This window comes from Salmonella sp. SSDFZ69 (assembly GCF_004010755.1).
GTDB lineage: Bacteria > Pseudomonadota > Gammaproteobacteria > Enterobacterales > Enterobacteriaceae > Salmonella > Salmonella enterica.
This window is the reverse complement of record NZ_CP034831.1, coordinates 176,561-191,750: the sequence shown is the minus strand read 5'-3', so window position 1 is coordinate 191,750 and position 15,190 is coordinate 176,561. Positions and strand designations below refer to the sequence as shown.

Below are 15,190 nucleotides of genomic sequence, written 5' to 3'. Positions count from 1 at the left end.
GGAACTAGATTTCGCATTATGAAATTTATCGACAAAAAAACATACTAAAATTTCTAACAATCGACCAGGAGAACAGGGATGAAAGTAACTTTCGAAGAGTTAAAAGGGGCCTTCTACCGCGTCTTGCGGTCGCGGAATATTGCGGAAGATACCGCCGACGCCTGCGCGGAAATGTTCGCTCGCACCACCGAGTCCGGTGTCTATTCCCACGGCGTGAACCGCTTTCCCCGCTTCATCCAGCAACTGGATAACGGCGACATTATTCCTGATGCTAAACCGCAGCGAGTTACCAGCCTCGGCGCCATCGAACAGTGGGATGCTCAGCGCGCTATCGGCAACCTGACGGCGAAAAAGATGATGGACCGGGCCATCGAGCTGGCTTCCGATCATGGTATTGGCCTGGTGGCGTTACGTAATGCTAACCACTGGATGCGCGGCGGCAGCTACGGCTGGCAGGCGGCGGAAAAAGGCTATATCGGCATTTGCTGGACCAACTCCATCGCCGTCATGCCGCCGTGGGGCGCGAAAGAGTGCCGTATCGGTACCAATCCGCTGATCGTCGCCATCCCGTCTACGCCGATCACGATGGTAGATATGTCGATGTCGATGTTCTCTTACGGCATGCTGGAGGTTAACCGCCTGGCCGGCCGCGAACTGCCGGTGGACGGCGGTTTCGACGATAACGGTCAGTTGACCAAAGAACCGGGCGTGATCGAGAAAAATCGCCGCATTTTACCGATGGGTTACTGGAAAGGATCTGGTCTGTCGATTGTGCTGGACATGATTGCCACCCTGCTTTCCAACGGCTCTTCCGTTGCCGAAGTGACCCAGGAAAACAGCGATGAGTATGGCGTCTCACAGATTTTCATCGCCATAGAAGTGGATAAGCTGATCGATGGCGCAACCCGCGATGCCAAACTGCAGCGGATTATGGATTTCATCACCACTGCTGAACGCGCCGACGACAACGTCGCGATTCGGCTGCCCGGCCACGAATTTACCAAATTGCTGGATGACAACCGCCGTCACGGTATCACCATTGACGACAGCGTCTGGGCCAAAATTCAGGCGCTGTAAGGAGCCACATCATGATTTTTGGACATATTGCGCAGCCTAATCCGTGCCGACTACCGTCGGCCATAGAGCAGGCGCTCGATTTCCTGCGCAATACGGACTTTCGCACGCTGGAACCTGGCGTAGTGGAAATCGACGGCAAAAATATCTTCGCGCAGATTATCGATATGACCACCCGCGATGCTGCTGAAAATTGTCCGGAGGTTCATCGCCGCTATCTGGATATTCAGTTTCTGGCATGGGGCGAAGAGAAAATTGGGGTTGCCATTGATACCGGTAATAATCAAATCAGCGAGTCATTATTAGAACAGCGCGATATTATTTTTTATCACGACAGTGAACATGAATCATTCATTGAAATGATACCGGGAAGTTATGCCCTGTTTTTCCCGCAGGATGTTCATCGTCCCGGTTGTAATAAAAGCATTGCTACGCCGATACGGAAAATAGTCGTAAAAGTCGCCATAGACGTTTTATAAAATAGAGTTTACTGGAGCACAAAATGAAAAATAATACCGGTTATATTATCGGTGCGTACCCTTGTGCACCCTCATTTCACCAGAAGAGTGAAGAGGAAGAGACGGAATTCTGGCGGCAACTCTCTGATACTCCGGATATCCGGGGGCTGGAGCAGCCTTGTCTTGAACATCTTCACCCGCTCGGCGACGAGTGGTTATTGCGCCATACACCAGGGAACTGGCAAATCGTGGTCACCGCGATAATGGAAACCATGCGCCGCCGTAGCGAAAACGGCGGTTTTGGATTAGCGTCCAGTGACGAGGAACAGCGTAAAGCCTGCGTGGAGTACTATCGTCATCTGCATCAGAAGATCAATAAAATCAATGGGAACAATACCGGCAAAGTCATAGCCCTTGAGCTTCATGCCGCCCCGCTGGGGGGCAATCCGAACGTGGCGCAGGCAACCGACGCCTTTGCGCGCTCATTAAAAGAGATTGCCAACTGGGACTGGTCCTGCGACCTGGTGCTTGAACACTGCGACGCGATGACCGGCCCCGCACCGCGCAAAGGATTCTTACCGTTAGTAAACGTACTGGAAACTATTGCCGACTATGACATAAGCGTCTGCGTTAACTGGGCGCGCTCGGCTATTGAAGGGCGGGATACCTCTCTACCGCTGATCCACACGCAGCAGGCCAAACAGGCTGGAAAACTCGGGGCGCTGATGTTCTCCGGTACAACGCTGGATGGAGAATACGGCGAATGGCAGGACCTCCATGCTCCGTTTGCACCTTTCTGTCCACAAAGCCTGATGACGGAGAAACACGTTCAAGAACTGATTACCGCCGCAGCTCCCGAACTGTTGCAGTTTACCGGTATTAAATTGTTGGAAATCAATGCCAGTGCCGATATTAATCACCGCATAAATATATTACGCGATGGTATTAACATGATGAAAAAGGCCACACGCCGCTAACCTAAATTAAACATCATCACCTTAATTCTCGGCCTGCAACTCAACGTTGCGCCGACCTAATATAAACCAAACATAAGAAATTAAGTTCCACTATTCAGCATCGAAAGAAATAAGTTTCTATAACCTGATGGAGTCGTTATGAAGCGGGTACTTGAGGGCATACTTGCGGTATTAATTGCCGTACTTTCCTGCATTGTATTTATTAACGTTATTTTACGTTACGGTTTTGAGAGCAGTATTTTGTCGGTAGATGAACTATCACGTTATCTATTTGTATGGCTGACGTTTATTGGCGCCATCGTTGCATTTATGGATAACGCTCACGTTCAGGTCACTTTTGTGGTGGAAAAACTTTCGCCAGCGAATCAGCGTCGTCTCTCGCTGCTGACGCATTCACTGATTTTATTGTTATGCCTCGCATTAGGCTGGGGCAGCCTGCAAAAAGCGTTGCAGGACTGGAGCGATCACTCGCCAATCCTCGGTTTACCGATCGGCCTGATGTATATCGCCTGTCTGCCCACAAGCGTTGCTATCGCGTTAATCGAGCTGCGTCGGCTTTATCACTTAATAACGCGTAACGATTCCTTTCAACAACCACAGCAAGGAGCCTAATCATGGCCGTGGTGATATTTCTCTGCTGCCTGCTCGGCGGGATCGCGATAGGTTTACCCATCGCCTGGTCGCTGCTGCTTTGCGGCGCTGCTCTGATGGCATACCTGGATATGTTTGACGTGCAGATTATGGCGCAAACCCTGGTTAACGGCGCGGACAGTTTCTCCCTACTGGCCATTCCCTTTTTTGTTTTGGCCGGTGAAATCATGAACGCGGGCGGCCTGTCAAAGCGAATTGTCGACCTGCCGATGAAGCTGGTCGGCCATAAGCCCGGCGGCCTGGGCTACGTGGGCGTCATTGCGGCAATGATTATGGCCAGCCTTTCCGGCTCTGCGGTAGCAGATACCGCTGCGGTCGCCGCGCTGCTGGTGCCGATGATGCGTTCCGCAAACTATCCGATCAACCGCTCCGTTGGGTTAATCGCTTCCGGCGGGATCATTGCGCCAATTATTCCGCCCTCGATTCCTTTTATTATCTTCGGCGTTTCCAGCGGCTTGTCGATCAGCAAGCTGTTTATGGCCGGGATCGCACCGGGCATCATGATGGGCGCGGCGCTTATGCTCACCTGGTGGTGGCAGGCCGGGCGATTAAATCTCCCTTCTCAGCCCAAAGCAACACCGCGTGAAATCTGGCAATCATTGGTTTCAGGTATCTGGGCGCTGTTTTTACCGGTGATTATCATCGGCGGCTTCCGTTCCGGACTTTTCACGCCAACGGAGGCAGGGGCGGTCGCCGCGTTTTACGCCCTGTTTGTCGCCGTGGTTATCTATCGGGAATTAACGTTTTCCAGTCTCTACCACGTGCTGGTCAATGCCGCCAAAACGACGTCAGTCGTCATGTTTCTGGTGGCCGCGGCCCAGGTATCCGCCTGGCTGATTACGATCGCGGAATTACCCATGATGGTGTCAGATTTGCTGCAGCCGCTGGTCGACTCTCCGCGACTCTTATTTATCGTCATTATGATCTCAATTATGGTCGTCGGTATGGTGATGGATTTGACGCCAACGGTGTTAATTCTTACCCCTGTATTATTGCCATTAGTTAAAGAAGCCAATATTGACCCGATTTATTTCGGCGTCATGTTCATTATTAACTGCTCTATTGGATTAATCACACCGCCCGTTGGCAACGTCCTCAACGTTATTTCTGGGGTAGCAAAATTGAAATTTGATGACGCGGTAAGAGGCGTATTCCCTTACGTTGTCGTCCTGATGTCGCTGCTGGTTTTATTTATTTTTATTCCCGAGCTAATTATCACACCGCTTAAATGGATTAATTAAAGGATAATATTATGAAATTACACGTTATTGCTCGTTCATTATTGATAGCTGGTCTGACGGTTTTCAGCGTGTCGTCTCTGGCGGCGCAATCTTTACGTTTTGGTTATGAAACACCGCAAACTGACTCCCAACATATTGCCGCGAAAAAATTTAACGAACTATTAAAAGAAAAAACTAACGGCGAATTAACGCTAAAACTCTTTCCTGACAGCACATTAGGTAACGCCCAGGCAATGATCAGCGGGGTGCGCGGCGGAACCATTGATATGGAAATGTCCGGTTCGAACAATTTCACCGGCCTGGCCCCTGTATTCAACTTACTTGATGTCCCCTTCCTGTTTCGCGATACCGCGCATGCGCATAAAACGCTCGACGGCAAAGTCGGCGATGAACTGAAAAAATCACTCGATTCAAAAGGGTTAAAAGTCCTCGCCTACTGGGAAAACGGCTGGCGCGACGTCACCAACTCCCGCGCGCCGGTAAAAACGCCGGGCGATTTGAAAGGCTTAAAAATCCGCACTAACAACAGCCCAATGAATATCGCGGCCTTTAAAATCTTCGGCGCCAACCCTATTCCGATGCCGTTCTCCGAAGTCTATACCGGCCTCGAAACCCGTACGATTGATGCCCAGGAACACCCTATCAACGTCGTGTGGTCAGCGAAATTCTATGAGGTACAGAAATATCTCTCCCTCACTCATCACGCCTATTCGCCTCTGCTGCTGGTGATCAATAAAGCCAAATTCGACGCTTTAAGCCCGCAGCTCCAGGAGGCACTGCTGAGTTCCGCCAAAGAAGCGGGTGACTACCAGCGCAAACTGGTCGCCGAAGATCAGCAAAAAATTATCGATGGCATGAAAGAAGCCGGAGTTGAAGTCCTGACCGATATCAACCGTAAAGCCTTCAGTGATGCGCTGGGCAGCCAGGTGCGCGATATGTTCCTGAAAGACAACCCGCAGGGCGCTGACCTCCTGAAAGCCGTGGACGAGGTGCAATAAGTCATGAGCAATTACTGGCTGGGGTTAGATTGTGGTGGGAGTTGGCTAAAAGCCGGGTTGTACGATGGCGCAGGCCGGGAAGTAGCGGTGCAACGCCTGCCGCTGCACGCTTTAAGCCCGCAGCCAGGCTGGGTTGAACGCGATATGACCGAACTGTGGCAACAGTGCGGCTCGGTCATCAGCAAACTGCTGGCGCACACGGGGGTGAGCGGCTCACAAATCCGCGGTTTGGGTATTTCCGCTCAGGGTAAGGGCCTGTTCCTGTTAGATAAAAGCGATCGGCCATTAGGTAAAGCGATACTCTCTTCCGACCGTCGCGCCATGGAAATTGTCCAGCGCTGGCAAAAAGAAGCGGTTCCGCAAAAACTCTACCCGCTGACCCGACAAACTCTATGGACCGGGCATCCGGTCTCCCTTTTACGCTGGGTAAAAGAGAATGAGCCGCAGCGCTACGCGCAGATAGGCTGCGTCATGATGACGCATGACTATCTGCGCTGGTGCTTAACCGGCGTGAAAGGCTGTGAGGAGAGCAACATCTCCGAGTCCAACCTCTACAACATGGCGACGGGCCAGTACGACCCGCGTCTGACCGAATGGCTGGGCATCAGTGAAATCGATAGCGCGCTGCCCCCCGTGGTGGGTTCAGCCGAAATATGCGGGGAGATCACCGCTCAGGCAGCCGCCATCACCGGTCTGGCGGCGGGCACCCCCGTCGTCGGCGGCCTGTTTGATGTGGTTTCCACCGCCCTTTGCGCCGGTATTGAGGATGAATCGACCCTCAATGCGGTGATGGGGACCTGGGCCGTCACCAGCGGCATCGCTCACGGTCTGTGCGACCATGAGGCCCACCCTTACGTCTATGGCCGCTACGTCAATGACGGGCAGTATATCGTTCACGAAGCCAGCCCGACCTCCTCCGGCAACCTTGAATGGTTTACCGCCCAGTGGGGCTACCTCTCTTTTGACGAGATCAATCAGGCGGTCGCCAGCCTGCCGAAAGCCGGTAGCGACCTCTTTTTTCTGCCGTTTCTCTACGGCAGCAATGCCGGACTGGAGATGACCTGCGGTTTTTACGGCATGCAGGCGCTGCACACCCGCGCGCACCTGCTGCAGGCGATTTATGAAGGCGTGGTCTTCAGCCATATGACCCACCTAAACCGCATGCGTGAACGTTTTACCGACGTTTGCGCCCTGCGCGTTACCGGCGGCCCGGCCCACTCCGACGTCTGGATGCAGATGCTGGCGGACGTCAGCGGTTTACGCATTGAACTGCCGCAGGTGGAGGAGACCGGCTGCTTCGGCGCGGCGCTGGCTGCCCGCGTCGGCACCGGCGTATATCGCGATTTCCGCGAGGCCCAACGCGACCTGCAGCACCCGGTGCGCACGCTGCTGCCGGACATGACCGCACACGCCCTCTACCAGCGCAAATACCGCCAATACCAGGATTTGATTACCGCACTACAGGGCTATCACGCCCGTATTAAGGAGCACGCATTATGAGCCGACCATTACTGCAACTGGCGCTCGACCACACCAGTCTGGAAGCAGCCCAGCGCGATGTCGCCCTGCTACAGGATCATGTCGATATCGTTGAGGCCGGAACCATCCTTTGTTTAACCGAAGGCCTTAGCGCGGTGAAAGCCCTGCGAGCGCAGTGCCCGGAAAAAATCATCGTCGCCGACTGGAAAGTGGCCGATGCCGGTGAAACCCTGGCGCAGCAGGCTTTTAGCGCTGGCGCTAACTGGATGACTATCATCTGCGCCGCGCCGCTCGCGACCGTCGAGAAAGGCCATGCCGTCGCGCAATCCTGCGGCGGTGAAATTCAAATGGAACTGTTCGGCAACTGGACGCTGGACGACGCCCGAGACTGGTATCGCGTCGGGGTTCGCCAGGCGATTTACCACCGCGGACGCGATGCGCAGGCCAGCGGGCAGCAGTGGGGAGAAGCGGACCTGGCGCGTATGAAGGCGTTGTCCGACATCGGCCTTGAACTATCGATTACCGGCGGCATTACCCCAGCGGATCTGCCGCTGTTCCGCGACATTAACGTTAAGGCATTTATCGCCGGACGTGCGCTGGCGGGTGCCGCCCATCCGGCGCAGGTCGCAGCCGAATTCCACGCCCAAATTGACGCCATTTGGGGAGAAAAGCATGCGTAATCATCCATTAGGTATTTACGAGAAAGCACTGGCGAAAGATCTCAGTTGGCCAGAGCGGCTGGTGCTGGCAAAAAGCTGCGGTTTTGATTTTGTCGAGATGTCGGTGGATGAAACCGACGAACGTCTTTCTCGCCTGGAGTGGACGCCAGCCCAACGTGCATCGCTGGTGAACGCGATGCTGGAAAGCGGCGTCGCTATCCCGTCAATGTGTCTCTCCGCCCATCGCCGTTTCCCTTTTGGCAGCCGCGACGAAGCGGTACGCGAGCGGGCGCGTGAAATCATGACCAAAGCCATTCGCCTGGCGCGCGACCTGGGGATCCGCACCATCCAGTTGGCAGGTTACGACGTCTATTACGAAGAACACGACGAAGGCACCCGGCAACGTTTCGCCGAAGGGCTGGCGTGGGCGGTGGAACAGGCCGCAGCGGCGCAGGTGATGCTGGCGGTGGAGATCATGGATACCGCGTTTATGAACTCCATCAGCAAGTGGAAAAAGTGGGACGAGATGCTTTCGTCACCGTGGTTCACCGTTTATCCAGACGTCGGCAACCTCAGCGCCTGGGGGAACGACGTGACCGCCGAGCTGAAGCTGGGTATCGACCGTATCGCCGCTATCCACCTGAAAGACACGCTGCCGGTGACCGGTGACAGCCCCGGCCAGTTCCGCGACGTGCCGTTTGGCGAAGGATGCGTTGATTTTGTCGGCATCTTCAAAACGCTGCATGAGCTGAACTATCGCGGTTCATTTCTGATTGAGATGTGGACAGAGAAAGCCAGCGAACCGGTGCTGGAAATTATCCAGGCCCGCCGCTGGATTGAATCACGGATGCAGGAAGGAGGTTTCACATGTTAGAGCAACTGAAAGCCGAGGTGCTGGCGGCCAACCTGGCCCTCCCGGCGCACGGGCTGGTCACCTTTACCTGGGGCAACGTCAGCGCGATCGATGAGACGCGCAAACTGATGGTCATCAAGCCTTCCGGCGTTGAATATGAGGTGATGACCGCCGACGATATGGTGGTGGTAGAGATCGCCAGCGGTAAGGTCGTTGAAGGCAACAAAAAACCGTCGTCCGATACCGCGACCCATCTGGCGCTCTATCGCCGCTATCCGCAGATCGGCGGGATCGTTCATACCCATTCCCGCCATGCGACGATCTGGTCGCAGGCCGGGCTCGATCTGCCCGCCTGGGGCACCACCCACGCCGACTATTTCTATGGCGCGATCCCCTGTACCCGACTGATGACCGTTGAGGAAATTAACGGCGAGTACGAATATCAGACCGGCGAGGTGATTATTAAAACCTTTGAAGAGCGCGGTCTCGATCCGGCGCAAATCCCGGCGGTATTGGTTCATTCGCACGGCCCGTTTGCCTGGGGTAAAAATGCCGCCGATGCCGTCCACAACGCCGTGGTGCTTGAGGAGTGTGCCTATATGGGGCTGTTCTCGCGCCAGCTGGCCCCGCAGCTACCGGATATGCAGCCGGAATTGCTCGATAAACATTATCTGCGTAAACACGGCGCGAATGCCTATTACGGGCAGTAATGCCGGCAGCCACAGCCTGTGTCAGATGGCGGCTGCGCCTTATCCGGCCTACAAGATTTGCAATATCAATACGTTGTGATGAACTCTTGTAGGCCCGATAAGCAAAGCGCCATCGGGCATTCAGTTTGCAACCGCGTTGTCAGAGGGCCAAAGATTATACTCAAGAATTAACGTGTTCCTTACTGTAGCGCCGCTTCCAGGCGGTAGGCGTCAGGCCGGTGTGCTTACGGAAGATCTGGCGAAAGTAACCAACGTCATTAAAACCGCACCGCTCCGCCACCTCTTTTAACGAACGCGCGTCGCTAATCAGCAACTTTTCCGCCTCGCGCACCCGCTGGCGGTGGATGGCTTCCGTTAGCGTAAGGTGAAATACCCGCCGATAAACGCGTCCCAGATAATCCACATTGCAATGCAGTTCTTTCGCCAGAACCGAGCTGGAAAGCGGCAGGTGATAGTGCGTTCGAATCAGCTGCTGCACTTTCCAGGCCAGCGACACGCCAGCGGCCTCGGCGTTTTCATTCTGCCGGGCGTCAACGGTGAGCTGCTGCAAAATCAGCAGCACGATGAACTCCAGCGCCGGGCTGCGCTGGTGCTTTTCCTGCTCGTTCATAAACTGGCGAAAAAGCGCAATCAGCGCCTGCGGATCGGCAACCTGGGTATGCTGCGGCACGGAAAGATGCGTCAGCCAGCGCGGGTCGCTGTCCGGCGCTTTGACCTCAAAATGGAGCCAGTAAAATTTAAGATCGGCTGGAAACTCCTCAACGCCAATATGGCGGCGATGCGGCCAAAGCAACAGGCTTTCCCCGGCTTCGACACAGAAAACACATTCTTCTTCCTGAATTTTCAGGCAGCCTTTTTCCACAAATATAATTTCCCACGATTGCAGACGCCTGGCAGGATGACGCCCAATGCCGCGAGAAATAAATAATCCGCCGTTTTGGACTTTAATCGGTAATGTCATGGATAATTCGAGCATTAATATGTCATTTCCCGCTCATTTAGCACCGTATTTCATATTAGCTTTTGATTATTAACTAAAAATAGTCCTTTCACTCGATCCATCTCACATTTTTAAATACGGGTCGGAATCGTCATCTTTTTTTACTCTTTTATCGCCTTGTCGCTCACCGCTATCTGGGCAAAATGAATCAGGTCATAACGCGAAAATAAAAATTACTGCCATAAAATACCCCGTCAGCGAGGAATATCTATGACCTCTACAGCCTTAAGGAGCACGAAATGAACGTACTGGAAGTCGATCTGCATAAACTGACGGTCAGCGATCCGTTCCTCGGACAGTATCAACAACTGGTTCGCGATGTGGTTATTCCTTACCAGTGGGATGCGTTAAACGATCGTATTCCAGAGGCTGAACCCAGCCATGCCATTGAAAATTTCCGCATTGCCGCAGGACAGCAGACGGGCGACTTTTACGGCATGGTCTTTCAGGACAGCGACGTGGCGAAATGGCTGGAAGCGGTTGCCTGGTCACTGTGCCAGAAGCCCGATCCCGCGCTTGAGAAAACCGCCGATGAGGTGATTGAACTGGTGGCCGCCGCGCAGTGTGACAATGGCTATCTCAATACGTACTTTACGGCAAAAGCCCCGCAAGAACGCTGGAGCAACCTGGCGGAGTGCCATGAGCTTTATTGCGCCGGGCATCTGATTGAAGCGGGCGTCGCCTTCTTTCAGGCCACCGGCAAGCGTCGGCTGCTAGACGTCGTTTGTCGCCTGGCCGATCATATCGACAGCACTTTCGGCCCTGGCGAAAATCAGCTGCACGGCTATCCGGGCCACCCGGAAATTGAGCTGGCGCTGATGCGTCTGTATGAGGTAACAGAGCAGCCGCGCTATATGGCGCTGGCAAGCTACTTTATCGGGCAGCGCGGCACCCAACCGCACTTCTACGACGAAGAGTACGAAAAACGCGGCCAGACCTCGTACTGGCATACCTACGGCCCGGCGTGGATGGTCAAAGACAAAGCCTACAGCCAGGCGCATCTGCCAATTTCGCAGCAGCAGACGGCCATTGGCCACGCGGTACGTTTTGTCTATCTGATGACTGGCGTGGCGCATCTCGCTCGCCTGAGCAACGATGAAGGCAAACGCCAGGACTGCCTGCGCCTGTGGAAAAATATGGCGCAGCGTCAGCTGTATATCACCGGCGGGATTGGCTCGCAGAGCAGCGGCGAATCCTTTAGCAGCGATTACGATTTACCGAATGATTCGGTCTATGCGGAAAGCTGCGCTTCAATCGGCCTGATGATGTTCGCCCGCCGGATGCTGGAAATGGAAGCCGATAGTCAGTACGCCGACGTGATGGAGCGCGCGCTGTACAACACCGTCCTCGGCGGTATGGCGCTGGATGGCAAGCATTTCTTCTACGTCAACCCTCTGGAAGTGCATCCAAAATCGTTAAAATTCAACCATATTTACGATCACGTTAAGCCCATCCGCCAGCGCTGGTTTGGCTGCGCCTGCTGCCCGCCGAATATCGCCCGCGTGCTCACCTCCCTTGGTCACTACATCTACACGCCGCGTGCGGATGCGCTGTACATCAATATGTACGTGGGTAACAGCATGGAAATACCGGTTGAAAATGGCGCGCTCAAACTGCGAATCAGCGGGAACTACCCGTGGCATGAGCAGGTGAAGATCGCCATCGACTCTGTGCAGCCGGTACGTCACACGCTGGCGCTACGCCTGCCGGACTGGTGCCCTGAGGCAAAAGTGACGCTCAACGGGCTGGAAGTGGAGCAGGATATTCGCAAAGGTTATCTGCATATCCGTCGAACCTGGCAGGAGGGCGATACGATAACCCTGACGCTGCCGATGCCGGTTCGCCGCGTGTATGGCAATCCGCTGGCGCGTCACGTCGCCGGTAAGGTCGCCATTCAGCGCGGGCCGCTGGTCTATTGCCTTGAGCAGGCCGATAACGGCGAAGAACTGCATAATCTGTGGTTACCGAAAGAGAGTGAGTTCCGGGTCTTTGAGGGCAAAGGGCTTTTTGCGCATAAGATGCTGATTCAGGCTGAAGGCGAGAAGCAAAGCGCCCCAGATGCGCAGCATCAGGCGTTGTGGCACTACGATAACGCGCCGTCATCGCGCCAGCCGCAGACGCTAACGTTCATTCCGTGGTTTAGCTGGGCCAACCGTGGCGAGGGCGAAATGCGGATTTGGGTTAACGAGCGGTAATACTGTGCCGGATGGCGGCTGCGCCTTATCCGGCCTACAAGATTTGCAATATCAGTACATTGCGATGAATTTTTGTAGGCCCGATAAGCGAAGCGCCATCGGGCATTACCACCAGGCTGATATCAATGCGGTAGGCCCGATAAGCGCAGCGCCATCGGGCATTACCTCTTGCGTCAGAACAGCCCCAGCGGCTTATCGGAATAGCTCACCAGCAGGCACTTGGTTTGCTGGTAGTGTTCCAGCATCATCTTATGCGTTTCGCGCCCGATGCCCGACTGTTTATAGCCGCCGAACGCCGCATGTGCCGGATAGGCGTGATAGCAGTTGGTCCATACGCGCCCGGCCTGAATGCCGCGCCCCATCTTATAGGCCAGATTGCCGTTGCGGCTCCAGACGCCGGCGCCGAGGCCATACTGCGTATCGTTAGCGATTTCCAGCGCCTCCTCCATGGTTTTAAAGGTGGTTACCGCCAGCACCGGGCCAAAGATCTCCTCCTGAAAGACGCGCATATTATTCTTACCAAACAGAATGGTAGGCTCAAGGTAATAGCCCTCTTTAAGTTCGCCATCCAGCTCCTTGCGTCGCCCACCGGTCAGAATATCGGCCCCCTCTTTTTTACCGATATCGATATAATTGAGGATAGTCTCAAGCTGGCCGTGAGAGACCTGCGCCCCCATCTGTGTACCGCTATCTAGCGGGTTCCCGCTGCGAATACTCTCTACCCGGCGAATAGCGCGCTCCATAAAGCGCTCATAGATGGACTCCTGGACCAGCGCACGGCTTGGACAGGTACACACCTCGCCCTGGTTAAAGGCAAACAGGGCAAATCCCTCCAGCGCTTTATCAAAGAACGCATCTTCCTCATCCATCACGTCAGCAAAGAAGATATTTGGCGATTTACCGCCTAACTCCAGCGTCACCGGAATAATATTCTGCGTGGCGTACTGCATGATCTGTTGACCCACTTCCGTCGAACCGGTAAACGCCACCTTCGCGATACGTTTCGAGGTCGCCAGATATTCGCCGATCTCGCCGCCCGCGCCGTTCACGACGTTGACGACGCCCGGCGGTAACAGATCGCCAATGACTTCCATTAACAGCAGAACGGAAAGCGGCGTCAGGCGTGCCGGTTTAAGCACCACGCAGTTACCCGCCGCCAGCGCTGGCGCCATTTTCCAGCTTGCCATCAACAACGGAAAGTTCCACGGGATTATCTGTCCCACGACGCCAAGCGGTTCGTGAAAATGGTAGGCCACGGTTTCGCTATCAACTTCGCTGATCCCGCCCTCCTGCGCACGTATACAGGAGGCGAAATAGCGGAAATGATCGATCGCCAGCGGTACGTCGGCGGCGCTGGTTTCACGAATCGGTTTACCGTTATCCCAGGTTTCCGCTGTCGCCAACAGCTCGAGGTTTTGTTCCATCCGATCGGCGATCTTAAACAAGATAGCGGCACGGTCTTGTACTGACGTATGCGCCCACTTATCTTTCGCCTTATGCGCGGCGTCGAGCGCTAAATCGATATCTTTTTTACCGGAGGAAGCGACTTCACATAGCGGCTGGCCGGTCACTGGCGTCAGGTTTTGATAATATTCGCCGTCGGCGGGCGCAACCCAGTCACCGCCGATAAAATTGTCATAGCGGGCTTTTAACTTCAGTGGGTACCCGTATTCACCTGGCTGAATACGTGTTGAAGGGGGATTGTTCGTCATGACCAACTCCTTATTGTAAAGGTACTCCACAAGGGTAGACGGTACTGGTGAATTTTTCGCCAATGGTTTCCCGCTTTACGACAGCAATCACGAATTACTTTCCTTTACGTTTCTCCGTCTGGTTTTAGCCATACTAAACAGGTGCCTGTTTAACGTACGGAGAACACTATGCAGCAATATATCGGCATTGATGTGGGAGGAACTCACGTCAAATATGGCGTGATTAACAGTGACGGCGAAGAATTAACCCATTATCAATTCGATACGCCAGAGGACGCCTCCACGTTTACCCGCAAATGGCAGGATGTGGTGGCGCGTTGCCAACAGGACTATGACATTGCGGCAATCGGGGTCAGTTTCCCCGGCCATATTAATCCCCATAACGGTCATGCGGCAAAAGCGGGCGCGCTGGCTTACCTGGATGACGTCAACCTGATGGAGTTGTTCAGCGGGCTAACCGATCTGCCGCTGGTCGTGGAGAACGACGCGAACTGCGCGGCGCTGGGCGAAATGTGGCGAGGCGCCGGACAGCATTATGACAATCTGGTCTGTATCACCATTGGAACCGGCATTGGCGGCGGTATTATCGTCGGACGAGAACTGTATCGCGGCGCACATTTCCATGCCGGTGAATTCGGCGTCATGCCGGTCGGGAATAATGGCGAAAGTATGCATAAAATCGCGTCAACCAGCGGATTAATGGCGTCGTGCCGCCAGGCGCTGGCGCTGCCCGCCGAAGAGATGCCGCCTGCGGATGTGATCTTCGAACGAATGGCGACCGATGTTCATCTGCGTGAGGCGGTCAATGACTGGGCGCGTTATCTGTCACGCGGCGTTTACAGCGTGATCTCTATGTTTGATCCGGGCGTGGTGCTGATCGGCGGAGGAATAAGCGAACAGGAAAAGCTCTACCCGCTCCTGACGCGGCATCTTGAAACGTTTGAAATGTGGGAGGCGCTCCAGGTGCCGATTCAGCCCTGCCAACTGGGAAATCAGGCGGGCAGGCTGGGCGCCGTCTGGCTGGCGCAGCAAAAGCTCGCCCGAAGCTAACGAGTTACGCCTTATCCGGCCTGCATCGTCTACGCAGGCCCGGTAAGCGTCCGCGCCACCGGGCAAAGGCGTTACATCAAATTTCCACAATCTCATCGTGAGTCGCCTGACTAAGGCGCAAAGAATATGGGCA

The 15,190-nt window shown here is 54.6% G+C and carries 14 protein-coding genes; 12 read left to right on the top strand and 2 right to left on the bottom strand.

What is annotated here, in order from left to right; all coding sequences use genetic code 11:
• The first annotated feature begins 78 nt into the window (after positions 1–78).
• From yiaK to araD, 10 genes are all read left to right on the top strand, one after another.
• Positions 79–1,077 carry a 3-dehydro-L-gulonate 2-dehydrogenase gene (yiaK, locus tag EOS98_RS00910; RefSeq protein WP_000869008.1) on the top strand — a complete coding sequence of 333 codons (999 nt, stop codon included), beginning with the start codon at positions 79–81 and terminating at the stop codon, positions 1,075–1,077.
• An 11-nt stretch (positions 1,078–1,088) separates the two neighbouring features.
• On the top strand, positions 1,089–1,553 hold the full coding sequence (locus EOS98_RS00905; protein ID WP_080232098.1) for a YhcH/YjgK/YiaL family protein: 465 nt from the start codon (positions 1,089–1,091) through the stop codon (positions 1,551–1,553).
• A 23-nt stretch (positions 1,554–1,576) separates the two neighbouring features.
• Positions 1,577–2,509: a DUF4862 family protein gene (locus EOS98_RS00900; protein WP_126523754.1), complete on the top strand. Its 933-nt coding sequence runs from the start codon at positions 1,577–1,579 to the stop codon at positions 2,507–2,509.
• A gap of 138 nt (positions 2,510–2,647) precedes the next feature.
• Entirely contained in the window at positions 2,648–3,121 is a 474-nt protein-coding gene (gene yiaM / locus EOS98_RS00895; protein WP_000832316.1) for a 2,3-diketo-L-gulonate TRAP transporter small permease YiaM, read from the top strand.
• Between the two features lie 2 nt (positions 3,122–3,123).
• Positions 3,124–4,401 carry a 2,3-diketo-L-gulonate TRAP transporter large permease YiaN gene (yiaN, locus tag EOS98_RS00890; RefSeq protein ID WP_000301822.1) on the top strand — a complete coding sequence of 426 codons (1,278 nt, stop codon included), beginning with the start codon at positions 3,124–3,126 and terminating at the stop codon, positions 4,399–4,401.
• Between the two features lie 11 nt (positions 4,402–4,412).
• Positions 4,413–5,399, top strand: a complete 987-nt coding sequence (yiaO, locus tag EOS98_RS00885) for a 2,3-diketo-L-gulonate TRAP transporter substrate-binding protein YiaO (RefSeq protein WP_126523753.1) — start codon at positions 4,413–4,415, stop codon at positions 5,397–5,399.
• Positions 5,400–5,402: 3 nt separating this feature from the next.
• Positions 5,403–6,899 carry an FGGY-family carbohydrate kinase gene (locus tag EOS98_RS00880; RefSeq protein ID WP_126523752.1) on the top strand — a complete coding sequence of 499 codons (1,497 nt, stop codon included), beginning with the start codon at positions 5,403–5,405 and terminating at the stop codon, positions 6,897–6,899.
• Positions 6,896–7,558, top strand: a complete 663-nt coding sequence (gene ulaD, locus EOS98_RS00875; RefSeq protein ID WP_000089539.1) for a 3-keto-L-gulonate-6-phosphate decarboxylase UlaD — start codon at positions 6,896–6,898, stop codon at positions 7,556–7,558. The genes EOS98_RS00880 and ulaD overlap by 4 nt, the downstream gene beginning before the upstream one ends.
• Positions 7,551–8,411 carry an L-ribulose-5-phosphate 3-epimerase gene (locus EOS98_RS00870; RefSeq protein WP_023225555.1) on the top strand — a complete coding sequence of 287 codons (861 nt, stop codon included), beginning with the start codon at positions 7,551–7,553 and terminating at the stop codon, positions 8,409–8,411. Before ulaD ends, EOS98_RS00870 begins: the two co-directional genes overlap by 8 nt.
• On the top strand, positions 8,405–9,100 hold the full coding sequence (gene araD, locus EOS98_RS00865) for an L-ribulose-5-phosphate 4-epimerase (protein ID WP_023218902.1): 696 nt from the start codon (positions 8,405–8,407) through the stop codon (positions 9,098–9,100). The genes EOS98_RS00870 and araD overlap by 7 nt, the downstream gene beginning before the upstream one ends.
• Before the next feature lie 160 nt (positions 9,101–9,260).
• Here araD and EOS98_RS00860 read toward each other — a convergent pair whose 3' ends face one another.
• Complete coding sequence (locus EOS98_RS00860; protein ID WP_000891816.1) at positions 9,261–10,076, bottom strand: AraC family transcriptional regulator; 816 nt, start codon at positions 10,074–10,076, stop codon at positions 9,261–9,263.
• A 263-nt stretch (positions 10,077–10,339) separates the two neighbouring features.
• Here EOS98_RS00860 and EOS98_RS00855 point away from each other — a divergent pair, with 263 nt between their 5' ends.
• Entirely contained in the window at positions 10,340–12,295 is a 1,956-nt protein-coding gene (locus EOS98_RS00855; RefSeq protein WP_127821130.1) for a glycoside hydrolase family 127 protein, read from the top strand.
• Positions 12,296–12,468: 173 nt separating this feature from the next.
• Here the strand turns inward: EOS98_RS00855 and aldB are convergent, their stop codons facing one another.
• The gene (aldB, locus tag EOS98_RS00850) at positions 12,469–14,007 is read right to left on the bottom strand and encodes an aldehyde dehydrogenase AldB (RefSeq protein ID WP_000183988.1); all 1,539 of its coding nucleotides are present in this window, start codon (positions 14,005–14,007) and stop codon (positions 12,469–12,471) included.
• 168 nt (positions 14,008–14,175) lie between these two features.
• Between aldB and EOS98_RS00845 the strand changes: the two genes are divergently transcribed.
• On the top strand, positions 14,176–15,057 hold the full coding sequence (locus EOS98_RS00845; protein ID WP_001188280.1) for an ROK family protein: 882 nt from the start codon (positions 14,176–14,178) through the stop codon (positions 15,055–15,057).
• Positions 15,058–15,190: the final 133 nt, after the last annotated feature.